Annotated in this window: 17 protein-coding genes; 3 read left to right on the top strand and 14 right to left on the bottom strand. The window is 66.2% G+C overall.

Going from position 1 to position 14,292, the window contains the following annotated elements:
- Positions 1–38 precede the first annotated feature (38 nt).
- Complete coding sequence (locus C454_RS15610; protein WP_004977167.1) at positions 39–1,787, top strand: bacterio-opsin activator domain-containing protein; 1,749 nt, start codon at positions 39–41, stop codon at positions 1,785–1,787.
- A gap of 30 nt (positions 1,788–1,817) precedes the next feature.
- Here the strand turns inward: C454_RS15610 and C454_RS15605 are convergent, their stop codons facing one another.
- The 8 genes from C454_RS15605 to C454_RS15575 form a co-directional block, all read right to left on the bottom strand.
- Positions 1,818–2,210, bottom strand: a complete 393-nt coding sequence (locus tag C454_RS15605; RefSeq protein WP_004977166.1) for a response regulator transcription factor — start codon at positions 2,208–2,210, stop codon at positions 1,818–1,820.
- Between the two features lie 118 nt (positions 2,211–2,328).
- The gene (locus tag C454_RS15600; protein WP_004977165.1) at positions 2,329–2,535 is read right to left on the bottom strand and encodes a DUF7835 family putative zinc beta-ribbon protein; all 207 of its coding nucleotides are present in this window, start codon (positions 2,533–2,535) and stop codon (positions 2,329–2,331) included.
- 109 nt (positions 2,536–2,644) lie between these two features.
- Complete coding sequence (locus C454_RS15595; protein WP_004977164.1) at positions 2,645–3,025, bottom strand: helix-turn-helix domain-containing protein; 381 nt, start codon at positions 3,023–3,025, stop codon at positions 2,645–2,647.
- A gap of 143 nt (positions 3,026–3,168) precedes the next feature.
- Complete coding sequence (locus C454_RS15590) at positions 3,169–4,212, bottom strand: sulfite exporter TauE/SafE family protein (RefSeq protein WP_004977163.1); 1,044 nt, start codon at positions 4,210–4,212, stop codon at positions 3,169–3,171.
- A complete protein-coding gene (locus C454_RS20830) occupies positions 4,209–4,358 on the bottom strand; it encodes a DUF7512 family protein (protein WP_004043577.1) in 150 nt (49 codons plus the stop codon). Before C454_RS20830 ends, C454_RS15590 begins: the two co-directional genes overlap by 4 nt.
- Positions 4,359–4,849: 491 nt before the next feature.
- The gene (locus tag C454_RS15585) at positions 4,850–5,314 is read right to left on the bottom strand and encodes a DUF6691 family protein (RefSeq protein WP_004977162.1); all 465 of its coding nucleotides are present in this window, start codon (positions 5,312–5,314) and stop codon (positions 4,850–4,852) included.
- Positions 5,311–5,802: a YeeE/YedE family protein gene (locus C454_RS15580; protein ID WP_004977160.1), complete on the bottom strand. Its 492-nt coding sequence runs from the start codon at positions 5,800–5,802 to the stop codon at positions 5,311–5,313. Before C454_RS15580 ends, C454_RS15585 begins: the two co-directional genes overlap by 4 nt.
- Positions 5,803–6,990, bottom strand: coding sequence for an MBL fold metallo-hydrolase (locus C454_RS15575; protein ID WP_004977159.1), 1,188 nt, complete (start codon positions 6,988–6,990; stop codon positions 5,803–5,805).
- A 268-nt stretch (positions 6,991–7,258) separates the two neighbouring features.
- Here C454_RS15575 and C454_RS15570 point away from each other — a divergent pair, with 268 nt between their 5' ends.
- On the top strand, positions 7,259–7,510 hold the full coding sequence (locus tag C454_RS15570) for a sulfurtransferase TusA family protein (protein ID WP_049905219.1): 252 nt from the start codon (positions 7,259–7,261) through the stop codon (positions 7,508–7,510).
- Entirely contained in the window at positions 7,507–8,088 is a 582-nt protein-coding gene (locus tag C454_RS15565; protein WP_004977157.1) for a DsrE/DsrF/DrsH-like family protein, read from the top strand. Before C454_RS15570 ends, C454_RS15565 begins: the two co-directional genes overlap by 4 nt.
- 183 nt (positions 8,089–8,271) lie before the next feature.
- Here C454_RS15565 and C454_RS15560 read toward each other — a convergent pair whose 3' ends face one another.
- The 6 genes from C454_RS15560 to C454_RS15535 form a co-directional block, all read right to left on the bottom strand.
- The gene (locus C454_RS15560; protein WP_004977156.1) at positions 8,272–9,075 is read right to left on the bottom strand and encodes an N-acyl homoserine lactonase family protein; all 804 of its coding nucleotides are present in this window, start codon (positions 9,073–9,075) and stop codon (positions 8,272–8,274) included.
- 165 nt (positions 9,076–9,240) lie between these two features.
- On the bottom strand, positions 9,241–9,903 hold the full coding sequence (locus C454_RS15555) for an AIM24 family protein (RefSeq protein ID WP_004977155.1): 663 nt from the start codon (positions 9,901–9,903) through the stop codon (positions 9,241–9,243).
- Between the two features lie 118 nt (positions 9,904–10,021).
- On the bottom strand, positions 10,022–11,356 hold the full coding sequence (locus C454_RS15550) for a glutamate-5-semialdehyde dehydrogenase (RefSeq protein ID WP_004977154.1): 1,335 nt from the start codon (positions 11,354–11,356) through the stop codon (positions 10,022–10,024).
- Positions 11,349–12,224, bottom strand: a complete 876-nt coding sequence (gene proB, locus C454_RS15545) for a glutamate 5-kinase (RefSeq protein WP_004977153.1) — start codon at positions 12,222–12,224, stop codon at positions 11,349–11,351. The genes C454_RS15550 and proB overlap by 8 nt, the downstream gene beginning before the upstream one ends.
- A complete protein-coding gene (proC, locus tag C454_RS15540; protein ID WP_081605245.1) occupies positions 12,217–12,990 on the bottom strand; it encodes a pyrroline-5-carboxylate reductase in 774 nt (257 codons plus the stop codon). The genes proB and proC overlap by 8 nt, the downstream gene beginning before the upstream one ends.
- Before the next feature lie 102 nt (positions 12,991–13,092).
- On the bottom strand, positions 13,093–14,244 hold the full coding sequence (locus tag C454_RS15535) for an acyl-CoA dehydrogenase family protein (protein WP_004977150.1): 1,152 nt from the start codon (positions 14,242–14,244) through the stop codon (positions 13,093–13,095).
- Between the last annotated feature and the right edge of the window lie 48 nt (positions 14,245–14,292).

The following is a 14,292-nucleotide window of genomic DNA, read 5'->3' as shown; positions in this document are numbered from 1 at the left end:
GATATATTACTGTTCGCCGTTACTGTGTGTTCGATACGATGGTCACCGAACGCTCGGCGCGCGAGAGCCCCGAACAGCGGGCCGCCGAGCAGGTCGTTCTCGTGGTCGACGACGACGAGGACCTCGCAGACACCTGCCGGTACTGGCTCGACGGCGAGCGGTTCGCCGTCGAGACCGCCTACGGCGGTGAAGAAGCCCTCCACCGACTCGACGACACCGTCGACGTCGTCCTCCTCGACCGCCGAATGCCGAACGTCACGGGCGACGACGTGCTCGACGAGATTCGCGAGCGCGGCCTCGACTGCCGCGTGGCGATGATGACCGCGGTCGAGCCCGACACGGACATCGTCGACATGCCGTTCGACGCCTACCTCGTCAAGCCCGTCTCGGAGTCGGAGGTCAAAGAGACGGTCGAAGAGCTGCTCGTGCGGTCGGGCTTCGAGTCGGAGGTCCGCGAGTACTTCGCGCTCGAATCCACGGAGGCGGCGCTCGACAGCCGCGACGTGGAGGAGCTCCGCGAGCCCGAGGCGCTGTCGGACCTCCGCGGTCGACTGGAGGCGGTCCGAGCCGAACACGAGGCGGCGATTCGTAACCGCGAGGCGCAGCTCGACCGCCTGAACCGGACCAACGAGCTCCTCCGCGACATCGACCGGGCGATAATCGACGCGCGGAGCCGCGACGAAATCGAACGGACCGTCTGCGACGCGGTCGCGAGCGCCCACGAGGCCGCGTTTGTTCTCAGACGCACCGCCGCCGGCACGCTCCGGTGTACCGCCGCGGCGGGCTACGGACTCGACCCCTCGGGCGTCGACCTCGACTTCGTCGACGAGGCGTTCGATATCGACGGAACGGTCGAAGACGGCTTCGCCTTCGAGGACGTCTCCGAGGCGCACCGCGCGGCGGTCTTCGGCGACGACGCCGCCGACCTCGACGCGGTGTCGGCGCTCTGTGTCGCCATCGACTACCGCGAGACGGTGTACGGCGCGCTCGTCGTCTACGACGAGACCGACGGCTTCGACGAGGAGTCCGCAGGACTGTTTTCTGACCTCGGCGCGACCGTCGGCAACGGCATCAACGCGACGCAGAGCAAGCAGCTTCTCAACGGCGACAGCGTCGTCGAACTGGAGTTTCAGGTCGACGGCGGCGCCGGCGTGCTCGCCGGGCTCTCGGCGACGCTCGACTGCCGACTCTCGCTGGACGGCGTCACCCGAGCCGGCGACGAGCTCACCTGTTTCGTCAGCGTCGCCGGCGCGTCGGGGTGCGACGCGGTCGCGGCCGCTATCGACGCCGCCGACGTCTCGCAGGCCCGCGTCGTCGCCGACGGCGACGAGGAGTCCGTCGTCGAACTCCGCACCGACGCCGAGGCGATGCTGTCGACCGCCATCGACCACGGCGCGAGCGTGGAGCGGTTGACGCTCTCCGAGGGGAGCGGCACCCTCGCGCTCCACGTCGCGGCCGACGCCGACCACGGCGCGCTCGTGGAGGCGGTGACGACGGCCGCGGCCGGCGTCTCGGTCGTCGCAAAGCGCGAGGTGGAGCGGTCCGTCCAGTCGGCCGACTCCTTCCGGCGGACGCTCGACTCCAAACTGACAGACCGGCAGAAGACGGTCCTCGAAACGTCGCTCGTCTCCGGCTACTTCGAGTGGCCCCGCGGGAGCACGGCAGAAGAGGTCGCCGACTCGCTCGGCATCTCGCCGCCGACGCTCCACGAACACCTCCGGACGGCGGAGCGGAAGCTCATCGAGACGTATTTCGACGAGCTGAATCCCGCGTCGGCGGACGACTGAAGCGGGCGGCCGCGGACCGTTGGAAGGAGATTAGTCGAGTTTGGCTTCGGGCGCGTCGCCGACGAATCGGTCGGCGGCGTCGAAGACGTCGCGTTTGGTGACCGGCTTCGTGAGCACGGCGTCAACGGGGAGGTCGGCGAGTTCGTCGCCGGGCGCGGCGCTGAGCATGACGACCGCGAACGACGACGGGTCGACCCGTCGGGAGAGTTCTTCGAGGACGGACTCGCCGGAGAGACCGGGGAGGTTGTGGTCGAGGAAGACGAGGTCGACGCTCTCGTCGAACGTCTGGAGGGCCTCGCGCCCGGAGTACGCGACTCGGACGCGGTAGCGGCGTTCGAGCCACAGCGCGAGGCTATCGGCGAGGGCGGCCTCGTCGTCGACGAGGAGGACAGTCGGCGCGTCTGGTGTGGGTTGCTGTGTCATGGCTCGGACCGTGGCTACGTCGGTGTCGCGGAGGCGGTCGGTCGGGGTCGGGGTCGGGGCCGGGGTTGGGGTCGGGAGTGGTCTGCCGAGGGTGGCCGGCGGTCGGCGGGGGTATCGCTCACGCGTCGTTCATTCGCTGGGACCGCGTGTTCCCGCAGCGCGTACAGCGCGTGACACGGTACGGCTCGCGGGAGAACTCGCGGTTCTCGCGTTTCCGGCTCTCGGTCTTGATTTCGATGGAGACGTCGTGCGGCGTCCGGGACTCACACGACTGGCACTCTTCGACGAACTCGTTGTTTCGGGGACTGCTTTTACTCTTCGACATAGAGTGGTCGTGGCAGTAGCTATGGACTCAGAGGCGTTGAATACGGAACCTAATCGATTTGGGAGGTGGACCAATCGAGAGGCGGCGGCCGCTCGTCGGTCGAAGAAAACTACTCCGCGGGGACGATTTTCTCGTCGTACTTGTCGCGGAACTCCTGGATGAGCGTGCCCATCTGGGCGTACCAGTCGTTGAGCATGCGCTGCATGTCGTCTGCGACCTCGTTGGGGTCGGTCGGGTGGTAGACGTGGTAGTAGCCGCCGTGTTCGTAGTTCACCTGTTCCTTCTGGATGAGCCCCGCCTGCAGCAGGCGCTGGATGGAGCGGTACGCGGTCGAACGTTCCCGCTCGACCGCCTCGGCGACCTCGTCGACGGTCAGGTGTTCGTCGGTCTCGACGAGCACCTCGAAACACCGCCGGTCGAGTTGCTTCAGTCCGTGGAGACACTCGAGGAGTCCCTCACACTCCATGTCCGATTGCAGGTATTCGACCATCGAGCTAGCCATTGTCGGTTCGGGCTACGTGGTCAGCCCTCAAAAGGGTTTGTATAGTTTGCACAACACCGGGGGAGAAACGGCGTCCCGGTGTCGTGGATTCGGGTTCGATGCGAGTGCGGTTCGCGTGCGAGCCGTCGTCCTCAGTCGGCGGTCGAACTTCCGGCGGCCGAAGGCGCGCGAATGGACTTGACGGCGCTGTAGAGCACCGCGCCGGAGACCATGAGCGCCGACCCGAGGATGAGCGCGAGGCTGACGTAGTCGAGGACGCCCATGCCGAGGTAGTTCCCGGCCTGCCGCACGGCGACGGCGAGCGCGCCGAGGAGCAGCATCAGGCCGAAGTAAATCTTGATCTCGTCCTCGTCGACGATGGAGGTCGCGGCGGAGCCGACGCGCGCGCCGAGCGCCGACCCGGCGAGGAGCGGCGCGACGATAGAGAGGTCGACGCCGCCGGACTGCGCGTAGAGGAACGAGCCGATACCGCCCGAGAACATGATTTCGAACAGGTCGGTGCCGACCGCGATGGGCACCGGAACGCCGATGAGGTAGAACAGCGCGGGCATGCGGATGAAGCCGCCGCCGACGCCGAGGAAGCCCGAGAGGAGCCCCGTGGCGAACGCGACCAGGAGAATCATCCACAGCGAGACTTTGACGCCGCCGCGGAGGGTTATCATCGGCGGGAGCGAGTAGCTCTGAATCTTCTTGGCCAGTTCGGGGATGTCGTCGGCGTCGATGTCGGCGTCGCCGTCCACGTCGTGGCTCACGCCGCCGCCGTTGCCGCCCTTCAGCGCCTCGTAGGTGACGAACAGCCCGATACCGCCGAGAAGCAGCACGTACGTGACGCTGATGATGTTACCGGCGAGTCCGAGCTCTTCGAGGTAGAGGACGATTTCCTTCCCGACTTCGAGGCCGACCGTGGTCCCGATAATCATCGAGATGCCGAGTTTGTAGTCGACCTGTCCGAGGTCGCGGTGCTTCAGCGTCGCGATGACGGAGGTCCCGAAGACGAACGCGAGCCCGGAACCGACGGCCACGCGCGAGGGGTAGCCCATGACGAGCAGCGCGGGCGTCACGAGGAACGACCCGCCCATGCCGAAGAAGCCGAACAGGACGCCGATGAGAACCCCGAACGCGACGAAGAGGGCCAGCATCCCGGCAGACATGCCGAGTAGTTCGAACACGCTCACTCACCACCGATGGCCTTCCGAACGGTCGGTCCGAGTGCGGCGGTCAGCGCGCCGTACCCGACGTACAGCACCATCGCCTCGACGAGGACGACGCCGACGAGCGCGGCGGCCTGTGCGTTCCCGCCCAACGTCTCGATTCCGAACATCTTACCAGCACCCCTCGGGGTGCCCGGAGTGTATTGCACGCATCATACTATCTTGTACACCGCTGGCTAACCGGAGTGAGGATATAACGCTTTTGGGAATACTGTACAATACCATATCGCTGTTGCATACTCGTAAGTTATAGAATGGACATAGAAATACCACTAAATCGAGCTATATTTTGTATCACGAGACGTTACGAACATATTTGTCCGCTATCTATGACAAAATAGTTGTTTGCTTCTTGTGCAATACTGTATCCGGCCGGTTACAATCGCATAGACTCGGTCGAGAGCCGCTCACGACGACGTTCTCGGACATCGGCGGCGAGCGTCGAACGTCGACTCGCGGAGGAAACGACCACCGACTGCTCGACAGCGCGCGCGAGCCGCGGCCCATCGGCGGCGGTTCGCCGACAGGGAGGCGAGAACGTCGTCGCCGTCGCTCTGCGGGTGAGGGCGCAAAAAGAACGAAATCTGATTCGGTGGGCGGCTCAGTCGGCGGAGGTGCCGGTTACGGCGCTCTCGGCGCGGCGGGCCCGCCAGAGCCCCTGCAGGTACGCGCCGACGAACATCCCGCCGATGGCGATGAGGATGGGGTAGTTGCCGACGCCGAGGCTGGCGTAGGCGGCGCCGGGACAGATGCCGGAGATACCCCAGCCGGCTCCGAAGACGACCCCGCCGACGACGACGTTCTTGTCGAACGACTTCAGGCGGCGGCCGTAGTCGCGCCCGGTGAGGGGCGCGCGGTCGCCGAACGCCTCGGCGAGCGCGAAGACGGTGCCGGTGACGACCGCGGCCCCGCCCATCACGAAGACGAGACCGAGGTCGTCGAACTGGAGGAAGTCGAGGACGACCTCCGGGCGGGCCATGTTGCTGACGGCGAGGCCGAACCCGAATATCAGGCCGCCCGCGACGACGACCAGCATGAACCCGAGTCCGCGTTCGTCGTCGCTCACGGCGACACCCCCAGCGCGCTCAGGAGCTGTGCGACCCCGATGGCGACGAGCATGAACGTGGCGACGTTGACGAGCGAGGTCCGCGAGCGCGAGCCGACGCCGCAGACCCCGTGGCCGGACGTACAGCCCTTCCCGATTCGGGTGCCGACGCCGACGAGGACGCCGCCGACGGCGAAGCGCCACGGTTGCACGTCGGAGACCCACCAGCCGTCACCGAACAGGACGGTGTAGATGGCGGCCCCGGCGACGATGCTCAGGGTGAACACGACCCGCCAGTCCCGCGAGGCGACGTACTTCGCCTTGTTGAACCGCGGGAGGTCGGAGGCGTACGACAGCGTCGATTCGAGGAAGGTGCTCGCGCCGGCGATGATGCCCGTCCCGAGGTAGATGACGGCGGTCCCGAGGCCGATGAGGAGACCGCCGAGCGCGTAGTGCGCGATACCGTTCGGAAAGAGCCCTTCGACGAGGAGCGGCGTCAGACCCGACATTTAGTTCGTGAGGGCTTCGTTGCTGGCCGCGCAGTTGTTCGGCCCGAGTTCGAGCTCGAAGGCGCGGTCGTCGTCCGACTCCTGCACGCCGAGGTTCGTCTCGATGATGTCGACGTAGTTGGCCGGCCGCGGCGGCATGTCCGAGAGGATGAACTCCACGAACTCGTCTTTGGGCATCGAAAGTGCGTCCATCGTGTCCTTCAGTTCCCCGAGCGTGGCGGTGTAACTGCCGTCGGCGGCGGGGATTGCCGCGTCGCTGAAGTGCGCGGAGGCGACGATGGCGTCGTCGTCGTGCGAGAGGACGCGCTCCTGCAGCGAGTCGTAGAGCATTCCGGCCGCGTCGGGCGCGCCCTCGTCGCCGTCTTCGAGGTCGGGGCGGGCGACCGACTCGATGAACAGGCCGTCGCCCGTGAACAGCACGTTGTCGACCGCGTAGGTCGTCATGCCGGTCGTGTGGCCGGGCGTGTGGATGGCCTCGATGTCGGTGTCGCCGACGGTGAGCGTCTCGCCGTCCGCGATTGTGTCGTAGGGCGTGTCGTAGTCGACGCCGCGGTCCTCGGCGGCCTCGGGGATGACGCCCGTGACGCCGTGGTCTTCGACCAGCGTGCGGACCCCGCTGATGTGGTCGGCGTGGATGTGCGTGTCGACGGCGTACTTCAGTTCCGCGCCGAGGGCCTTCGCGTCGGCGACGTACTCGTCGGTGAAGTACCGAAGCGGGTCGACGACGGCCGCCTCGTCGCCGTCGACGACGAGGTACGCCAGACAGCCGCTGGAGGGGCGCTGGTACTGCGCGACGAGCGCGTCGCCGTCGGTCTCCAGTTCGGTGTACTCGTAGATGCTCGCCCAGCCGTTCATCCCGCGTTCGAGCGCCACGGCGTCGTAGCCCTCCTGAATCAGGAGCCCGGCGACGTACTCCGAGGAGTGGCCCTTCGCACAGAGGACGACGAACTCCTCGTCTTCGGGCAGGTCCTCGAACAGCGCCTCGTCGAGCTCCTCGTCGAGGAACTCGAAGTAGGGGATGTTGACGTGGGAGACGTTCTCGCCGTCGATGCGCCAATCCTCGTGTTCCGACGGCACGCGATTGTCGAGGATGGTGAGCGCCTCGCCCTCGTCGATGCGGGCTTTCAGCGTCTCGGGCTCGATGACTGGCACGTCGACTTCGAGTTCCGGCAGGTCTGGAACGGTCATGTATGCATCACCCACTATCGGGTGGTTCGACTTAAGCTTTCGGATGGTAGTTTGAATTTCTTGCAATACTAACTCAGAATATATCGTCAGAATGTAGTGCGATTTCGCACTCGTGCGAGCGTGTAATGACGCTAAGCCCCGTTTAACCGCCGATTTCGGCATGCATCGCTGTCGAGCCTAAGTATTGTGTAGTCTACCCAAGAACCGACACACTTTTACGAAGCACCCCTATATTGTGGAATACACCCAACACAGGTGACCTCGAAAAATGAGTACATACGAACCCACCGAAACCCTCGACGTGAAAGGACTGTCCTGCCCGATGCCCGTCGTCAAGACCCGCGGCGCGGTCGACGACCTCGAAAGCGGCGAGATTCTGCAGGTCGTCGCGACCGACTCCGGCAGCATGAGCGACCTGAAGGGCTGGGCTGACTCCACCGACGGCGTCTCCATGCTCGACCAGGAAGAGGCCGAGGAAGACGGCGACGCGGTCTTCCGCCACCTCATCCAGAAGGAATGAGCTCGGACGCCGACGCGCCCGTCGACGCGGGAGCCGCCTCCGTCGAAGACCTCCGCGCGCAGGTCCAAGCCCTGCAGGAGGAGGTCTCCGACCTTCGGGAGGCCACCGACGACGACGGACAGAAGTCGATGACCATCATCGCGACCAAAGGCACTCTCGACATGGCGTACCCGCCGCTCATCCTCGCCAGCACGGCGGCCGCCTTCGGCTGGGACGTCGTGGTCTTCCACACGTTCTGGGGGCTCGACATCCTCCACGAGGAGAAGTCGAAGAACCTGAAGCTCAGCGCGGTCGGCAACCCGAGCATGCCGATGCCGAACGCCGTGGCCGCGTTGCCCTTCATGGACAACGTCGCCACGAGCATGATGGAAAAGAAGATTCAGGAGAACGGGACCGCGACCGTCGAGGAACTCATCGAGACCTCCCTCGACATGGGCGTGGACCTCCAGGCCTGCCAGATGACCATCGAGCTGATGGGCTACGACGAAGCCGAGTTCTACGACGGCGTCACCACCGGCGTCGGCGCGGCGACGGCCCTCCAGCACATGGCCGACGCCGACGTGCAACTCATGATTTAGGCCGGTCCGTCGTCTCCACCGGCCATTCAATCCCCCACTCCACCCCAACCCACACCACCCAACCCAGCCAATCCCTGCGGTTCCCTTCTTACGTTCTTCGGACGCGATGAGTGCCGCGGCCGCCCGCCGTTCTGCGGTTGACGCGTGAAAATCAGAGCCTCGTCGGGCACGCCGTCGCCCGTCTCAGACGTTCCAGCCGTCGCCGAACGACTCGAACCGTTCGAGGTCGTGGCCGAACAGCACGTCGCCGCCGGTCCGGCGTTCGAGTTCCTTCACTTTCTGGAGGCTCTCGAACCAGTCGCGCTCGCTCCAGAGCAGGCCGGGGCCGAGCGGCACCTCGTCCGTGTAGTTGCCCTCGACGTAGCACTCGTCGCCCGCGACGAGCACGTCGCCGTCGGGCGTCTCGATGTGCGCGCCCAGCACGCCGGGGGTGTGACCCGGCAGGTGGACGAGCCGGAAGCCGTCGAACAGCGTGTGCTCGCCGCCGTGGACGACGTCCCAGTTCAGGTCGCGGTCGAAGTCCGACGCGAGGTACGCGATGGAGCCCTCAGTCGTCTTCGCCGAGTAGTACGCGAACTTCAGTTCCTCCTCGTGGACGTATATCGGCACGTCCGTCCCGGCGAACTCGGCGAGGCCGCCCGCGTGGTCGAGGTGCAGGTGGCTCATCACCACGGCGTCGATGTCGCCGAGGTCGTAGCCGACCGAATCGAGGTCGCCTTCGAGCGTGTGTTCCGCGGCGTCGACGTACTCGAACGCCTCGTACAGCGGGGCGGGCCAGTAGCCGTCGCCCGCCTCGGGGTTCGCTCCGGTGTCCCACAGCACCGTCCGGTCGGGGCCGTCGACGACGGCGTTCCAGACGACGAACTCGGCCGTTTCGTGGTCGGGGCTTCGGTTCGACGCGCTCCCCATGGTGTACCCGTCGAGGACGTACCCCATATCCGTGAGAACGCGACCGCGGTCGACCAGATGGACGCTGATGTCACCCATACGCCGGGATTAGGACGGAGCCGGCATAACAGTTCAGGCAGACAATATATGTCCGCCGGGCACGAGAGATACGCGCCGTCTCGGCCCGTTCGGTCCGAGTAACGACGAAAACGGCCGAAAAACGGCCGCTGAGCGCAAAACTGGAGTCGGAGTCGCGCCGGGCGACTACTCGCCGGGGCCGACTTCCTCGAACGGCTGGACGATGACGAAGCCGCCTTCGCCCGCGAATTCGAGCTGGTAGGACTCGCCCGACGAGCGGCCGAGCAGGCCCTTGATGTTGATGTCGCGGTTCGACGACGGCGAGACGGTTCCGCTCCACGCGACGGTCGCGTTGGGGTCGGTCTTGGCCGGCGTCTGGAGGACGATGGGCTCGCCGTGGGTCGTGATGGCGACGTGGCCGGGGCCTTCGAGGAAGACGTTGAACAGGCCGCCGGAGGACGCCCCGGCGATGCTCGTCAGCATCTTGATGTCCCAGTTCACGCTCGACTCGAACGCGAGCACGTCGTTACCGTTGACGCTCAGTTCCTCGCCCGCGTCGAGTTCGAGAATCTGGACCTCCTTGGCCTGGTCTGCGAGATAGAGGTGCCCGGTTCCGGTCGCCTGCATCATGACGTCGCCCTCGCCCGTGGCCTTCTTCTTGAGCATCCCCGTCAGGCCGCCGGCGGACTTCCGCTCGAAGGAGATGTCGCCGGTGTAGCCGACCATCGACCCGGCCTTGGCCATGACGCTCCCGTCGAGAGCCACGTCGAGCAGTTTCGAGTTTTCGAGTTCGAAGGATTCGCCGCCTTCGGACGGTGCGTGCGTGCTGACGAATTCGTCTAAATCCATTGGAGTCACCGAGTCGCAGCGGAGACGACTCTACCGGAGAGGCGACTGTCAGGGATATAGTTCTATGTGCCGCGAGAATTCGAAACGCGGAGCGACGACCGAAGGGCGTCCGGCGCGCTCAGTCTCGCCGACTTCGGTGGCCGGGGTTCCACTCGGCGTCGAGCGCCTCGTGGGTGAAGGGGACGGCGTCCTCGCCGGCGTAGGTGGCGACCAACTGGCCGTCGCCTTCGAGGTAGTACTTGTAGGTCGTCAGCCCTTCGAGACCGACCGGGCCGCGGGCGTGAATCTTGCCCGTCGAGATGCCCACCTCGGCGCCGAGACCGTAGCGGTAGCCGTCGGCGAACCGGGTCGAGGCGTTGTGGAAGACGCTGGCGGCGTCGACGCCGGTCATGAACGTCTCGGCGCGCTCGGCGTCGCCGGTGACGATGGACTCCGTGTGTTTCGAGCCGTGGGCGTTGATGTGGTCGACCGCGTCGTACAGGTCCGAGACGACCTTGATGGAGAGTTCGAGGTCGCCGTACTCGGTGTCCCAGTCGTCGTCGGTCGCGGGGTCGACAGCGACGTGCTCGCGGGTCGCCTCGTCGCCCCGGAGGACGACGCCCTCGTCGTGGTAGCGCGCGACGACCGTCGGCAGGAAGTCGGCGGCGACGGACTCGTCGACCAAGAGCGTCTCGACGGCGTTGCAGACCGCGGGGTACTGCACCTTCGCGTCGAGGGCGATGTCGGCCGCCATGTCGAGGTCGGCCGCCTCGTCGACGTAGACGTGGCAGATGCCCTCGGTGTGGCCGAGGACGGGAATCTGGGTGTTGTCCTGGATGTAGCTGACGAACTCCGAGGAGCCGCGGGGCATCACGAGGTCGACCATGTCGTCGAGTTCGAGCAGGCGGTCGACCTCCTCGTGGGCCTCGATGAGCGTCGCCCAGCCGTCGGGGAGCTCTTCGGTGGCGGACAGAATCGTCTCGTACAGCACGCGGTTCGACTCGCTCGCCTCGCTGCCGCCCTTGAGGATGACGGCGTTGCCGGACTTCAGCGCCAGCGCGGCGATTTGGACGAGCGCGTCGGGCCGCGATTCGAAGATGGTCGCGACGACGCCGATGGGGACCGAGAGCTTGTACAGTTCGAGGTCCGCGTCCAGTTCGCGCGCTTCCAGCGTCTCGCCGAGCGGGTCGTCCTGCTCGGCGACGGACTCGACCATCCCGGCGATGTCGTCGAGTTTCGCCTCGTCGAGTTTGAGGCGGTCGACGAGCGCCTGCGTGTACTCGCCGTCCGCGAGCATCGCCTCGGCCTCCTCGACGTCCTCGCGGTTGGCCGCGAGAATCGCCTCGCTGTTGTCGCGGATGGCGTCCGCGATGGCTCCGAGCGCGGCGTCGCGGTCGGCCGCGTCGACGTTGGCGAGGCGCAGCGCCGCCGACTGTGCCTGTTCGACCTGCGCGGTCGTGTCTCGCTCAGTCATCGAGTTCACCATCGAGGGGGAGGAACATTGTTCCCACCGATTCGCGCTCGGCGATCTTCGCCAGCACGTCGGGTTCGGTCGACTTCGCGATGACGGCGGGGATGCCGTACTCGGCGGCGTCGCGCGCGCCGCGGACCTTCGTCTGGATGCCGCCGAAGCCGCCGGTCGAACTCGCGGTGACGATGTCCTCGACGTCGCTGTAGTTGTCGCCGACGACCTCGATGCGCTCGGCGTCGGGGTCCTCCTTCGGGTTCCCGGTGTAGACGCCGCCCACGTCGGTGAGCGTCACGAGCAGGTCGACGCCGATGCCGACCGCGATGTTCGACGAAATCATGTCGTTGTCGCCGATTTGGAGCTCCTCGGTGGCGACCGCGTCGTTCTCGTTGATGATGGGCACGACGCCCCACTCCAACAGCGTCTCGACCGTGTTCCGGAAGTTGGTGAACCGTTCGGGGTTCTCCAGGTCGTGCTGGGTGATGAGAATCTGGGCGACCTTCCGGTCGTAGCGCTCGAAGCTCTCGGTGTAGCGGTGCATCAAGAGGCTCTGGCCGACCGTCGACAGCGCCTGCGACGCTTCGAGGGTGTCGCGGTCAGCTGTGGGATGGTCGAGGCGGCCGATACCGGCACCGACCGCGCCCGAGGAGACGAGAAGCACCTCCTTGCCGCGCGAGAGGAGCGATTCGATGTCGTCGACGAGCTTGTCGAGCTTGTCGTCGTCGAGGTTGGAGTCCTCGTCGGTCAGCGAGTTCGTGCCGGCCTTGACGATGACGCGCTTCGCCTCGGCGGCGGCGTCGCGGGCGGCGGCGACCGCGTCGGGGTCGGGCTCGGCGACCTCGGAGGTCTCCGTCGTCTCGCTCACCTCACTCATCGGCGAAGTCCTCCGCGAGCTCCTTCGACCGGCGCTCGGCGGCGACGACCGCCTCGGTGACGGCCTCGTCGGCGGCGCTGTCCCAGAGGACCTCCATCCCCTCGATGGTCGTCCCGTTCGGCGAGCAGACCGCGTCGATGAGTTCGTCGGCGCTGCGGTCGTCCTGCACGACGGTCTCGGCCGCGCCCTTGAACGTCTGGGCGGCGAGAATCTCGGCGTCTTCCTCGGAGAGCCCGCCCGCGACGCCGGCCTGCGTGACGGCCTCGATGAGATAGAAGACGAAGGCCGGGCCGCTGCCGTTGACCGCGGTGGCGATGTCCATCTGCGACTCCTCGACCTCGACGAACTCGCCCACGTCCGAGAGGAGTTCGCGGACCTCGTCGGTCAGGTCGCCGGTCGCCGCCGCGGCCATGTCGCGGGTCTCGGCGGCGAGGTTCGGCATGATGCGGACGACGCGGGCGTCGGTGCGCGCCTCGACGAACGAGGTCGGGACGCCCGCGGCGATAGTGACGAGAGTCTGGTCGGGAGACAGGTCGAGTTCCGAGAGGACGGCCTCGACGATGTCGGGCTTGACCGCGACGAACACCACGTCGGCGTCGGCGGCGCGCGACACGTCGTCCGTCGTCGCTTCACAGTAGTCGGCGACCGCGGCGAGGGCGTCGGGGTCGAGGTCGCAGGCGACGACCGAGTGACCGCCCGCCTTCCAGAGCCCGGTGAGGAGGGCGCTCCCCATGTTTCCGCAGCCGATAACGCTCGTGCGTACCATTTGCTGAGTCAAGGTACGACGCTCAGATAGTAACTGCGTTCCGGTCAAGCGATGCCAAACCGGAAAACGAGTTGTCAGTTCTCTCCCCGGTCTCGGGTCGCCTCAGAGCGCGCCCTGCCGGTAGATGAGGTTGCGCTGAATCTCGTTCGCGCCCTCGTAGATAACCGGGATGCGAACGTCGCGGTAGACCCGCGAAATCTTGTACTCGTTGAGGACCGACCGACCGCCGTGGAGCTGCATGCCGCGTTCGGCCACGTCGACGGCCGTCTCGGTCGACTTCGTCTTGGCGGCGGCCGCCCAGAAGCCGGCGTCCTCGTTGGTTTCGACCTTCTCGGCGGCGCGCCAGTTGAGCGCGCGGGCCGCCTCGAACTCCATGCGCATGTCGGCGAGGATGTGCTGGACCGCCTGGAACTCCGAGACGTTGCGGCCGAACGCCCGCCGCTCGTGGACGAACTCCCACGCCTCCTCGATGGCGGCGGCGGCGAGGCCGAGGCTGTGGCCGCCGACGATGATGCGACCGTGGTTGAAGAAGTCCGCGAGCATGTAGAAGCCGCCGCCCTCGGTGCCGATGAGGTTCTCCTCGGGAACCTCGCAGTCGTCGAAGACGATGTGGCCCTGCTTGGACGCGCGCATGCCCATCTTCTCGGGGATGTGCTCGGCCTCGTAGCCGGGCGTGTCCGTCGGCACGATGAACATCGAGTAGTTCGAGTAGCGGTCGTCGGTGTCGGCGGTCTTGGCGTACACCGTCAGCCAGTCGGCCTCGACGGCGTTGCCGACCCAGTACTTCTCGCCGTTGAGGACGTAGCCGTCGTCGGTCTTCTCGGCGGTCGTCTCCATGCCGGCCATGTCGGAGCCGGTCTGCGGCTCGGACACCGCGAGCCCCGAAATCTGCTCGTTTTCGGCGACCGGGCGGAGCCACTTCTCCTTCTGTTCTTCGCTGCCGTAGTCCTCCATAATCTCGCAGCCGAACGAGGCGAGTTGGAGCGTCAGCGCGATGCCGGCGTCGGCGCGGTAGAACTCCTCGGAGATTGCCAGAATCTGCTGGAGGTCGAAGCCCTTGCCGCCGTACTCCTCGGAGATGTCCTGCGCGACGAGCCCCGCGTCCATCCCCGCCTGGAGGACCTCGTGGGGGTACTCGCCGGACTCGTAGTATTCCTCCGCGACCGGTTCGATGTGCTCTTTGGCGAACTCGCGGGCCTCCCGCTTGAGTTCGCGGGCGTGTTCGGGCACGATGGAGTCGTCGAGAAGTTCCATGTCCCGACATAGGATTGTACAGTAAAAATAGTGTATGGAACCAGTCTA

It is taken from the genome of Haloferax gibbonsii ATCC 33959 (genome assembly GCF_000336775.1).
Taxonomy (GTDB): domain Archaea; phylum Halobacteriota; class Halobacteria; order Halobacteriales; family Haloferacaceae; genus Haloferax; species Haloferax gibbonsii.
This window is presented reverse-complemented; position numbering and strand designations above follow the sequence as displayed.

Coding starts and splice junctions, on each gene's coding strand:
- C454_RS15610 (WP_004977167.1), top strand. CDS start 39: ATGGTCACCGAACGCTCGGCGCGCGAGAGCCCCGAACAGCGGGCCGCC.
- C454_RS15605 (WP_004977166.1), bottom strand. CDS start 2,210: ATGACACAGCAACCCACACCAGACGCGCCGACTGTCCTCCTCGTCGAC.
- C454_RS15600 (WP_004977165.1), bottom strand. CDS start 2,535: ATGTCGAAGAGTAAAAGCAGTCCCCGAAACAACGAGTTCGTCGAAGAG.
- C454_RS15595 (WP_004977164.1), bottom strand. CDS start 3,025: ATGGTCGAATACCTGCAATCGGACATGGAGTGTGAGGGACTCCTCGAG.
- C454_RS20830 (WP_004043577.1), bottom strand. CDS start 4,358: ATGTTCGGAATCGAGACGTTGGGCGGGAACGCACAGGCCGCCGCGCTC.
- C454_RS15580 (WP_004977160.1), bottom strand. CDS start 5,802: ATGTCGGGTCTGACGCCGCTCCTCGTCGAAGGGCTCTTTCCGAACGGT.
- C454_RS15575 (WP_004977159.1), bottom strand. CDS start 6,990: ATGACCGTTCCAGACCTGCCGGAACTCGAAGTCGACGTGCCAGTCATC.
- C454_RS15570 (WP_049905219.1), top strand. CDS start 7,259: ATGAGTACATACGAACCCACCGAAACCCTCGACGTGAAAGGACTGTCC.
- C454_RS15565 (WP_004977157.1), top strand. CDS start 7,507: ATGAGCTCGGACGCCGACGCGCCCGTCGACGCGGGAGCCGCCTCCGTC.
- C454_RS15560 (WP_004977156.1), bottom strand. CDS start 9,075: ATGGGTGACATCAGCGTCCATCTGGTCGACCGCGGTCGCGTTCTCACG.
- C454_RS15555 (WP_004977155.1), bottom strand. CDS start 9,903: ATGGATTTAGACGAATTCGTCAGCACGCACGCACCGTCCGAAGGCGGC.
- C454_RS15550 (WP_004977154.1), bottom strand. CDS start 11,356: ATGACTGAGCGAGACACGACCGCGCAGGTCGAACAGGCACAGTCGGCG.
- proB (WP_004977153.1), bottom strand. CDS start 12,224: ATGAGTGAGGTGAGCGAGACGACGGAGACCTCCGAGGTCGCCGAGCCC.
- proC (WP_081605245.1), bottom strand. CDS start 12,990: ATGGTACGCACGAGCGTTATCGGCTGCGGAAACATGGGGAGCGCCCTC.
- C454_RS15535 (WP_004977150.1), bottom strand. CDS start 14,244: ATGGAACTTCTCGACGACTCCATCGTGCCCGAACACGCCCGCGAACTC.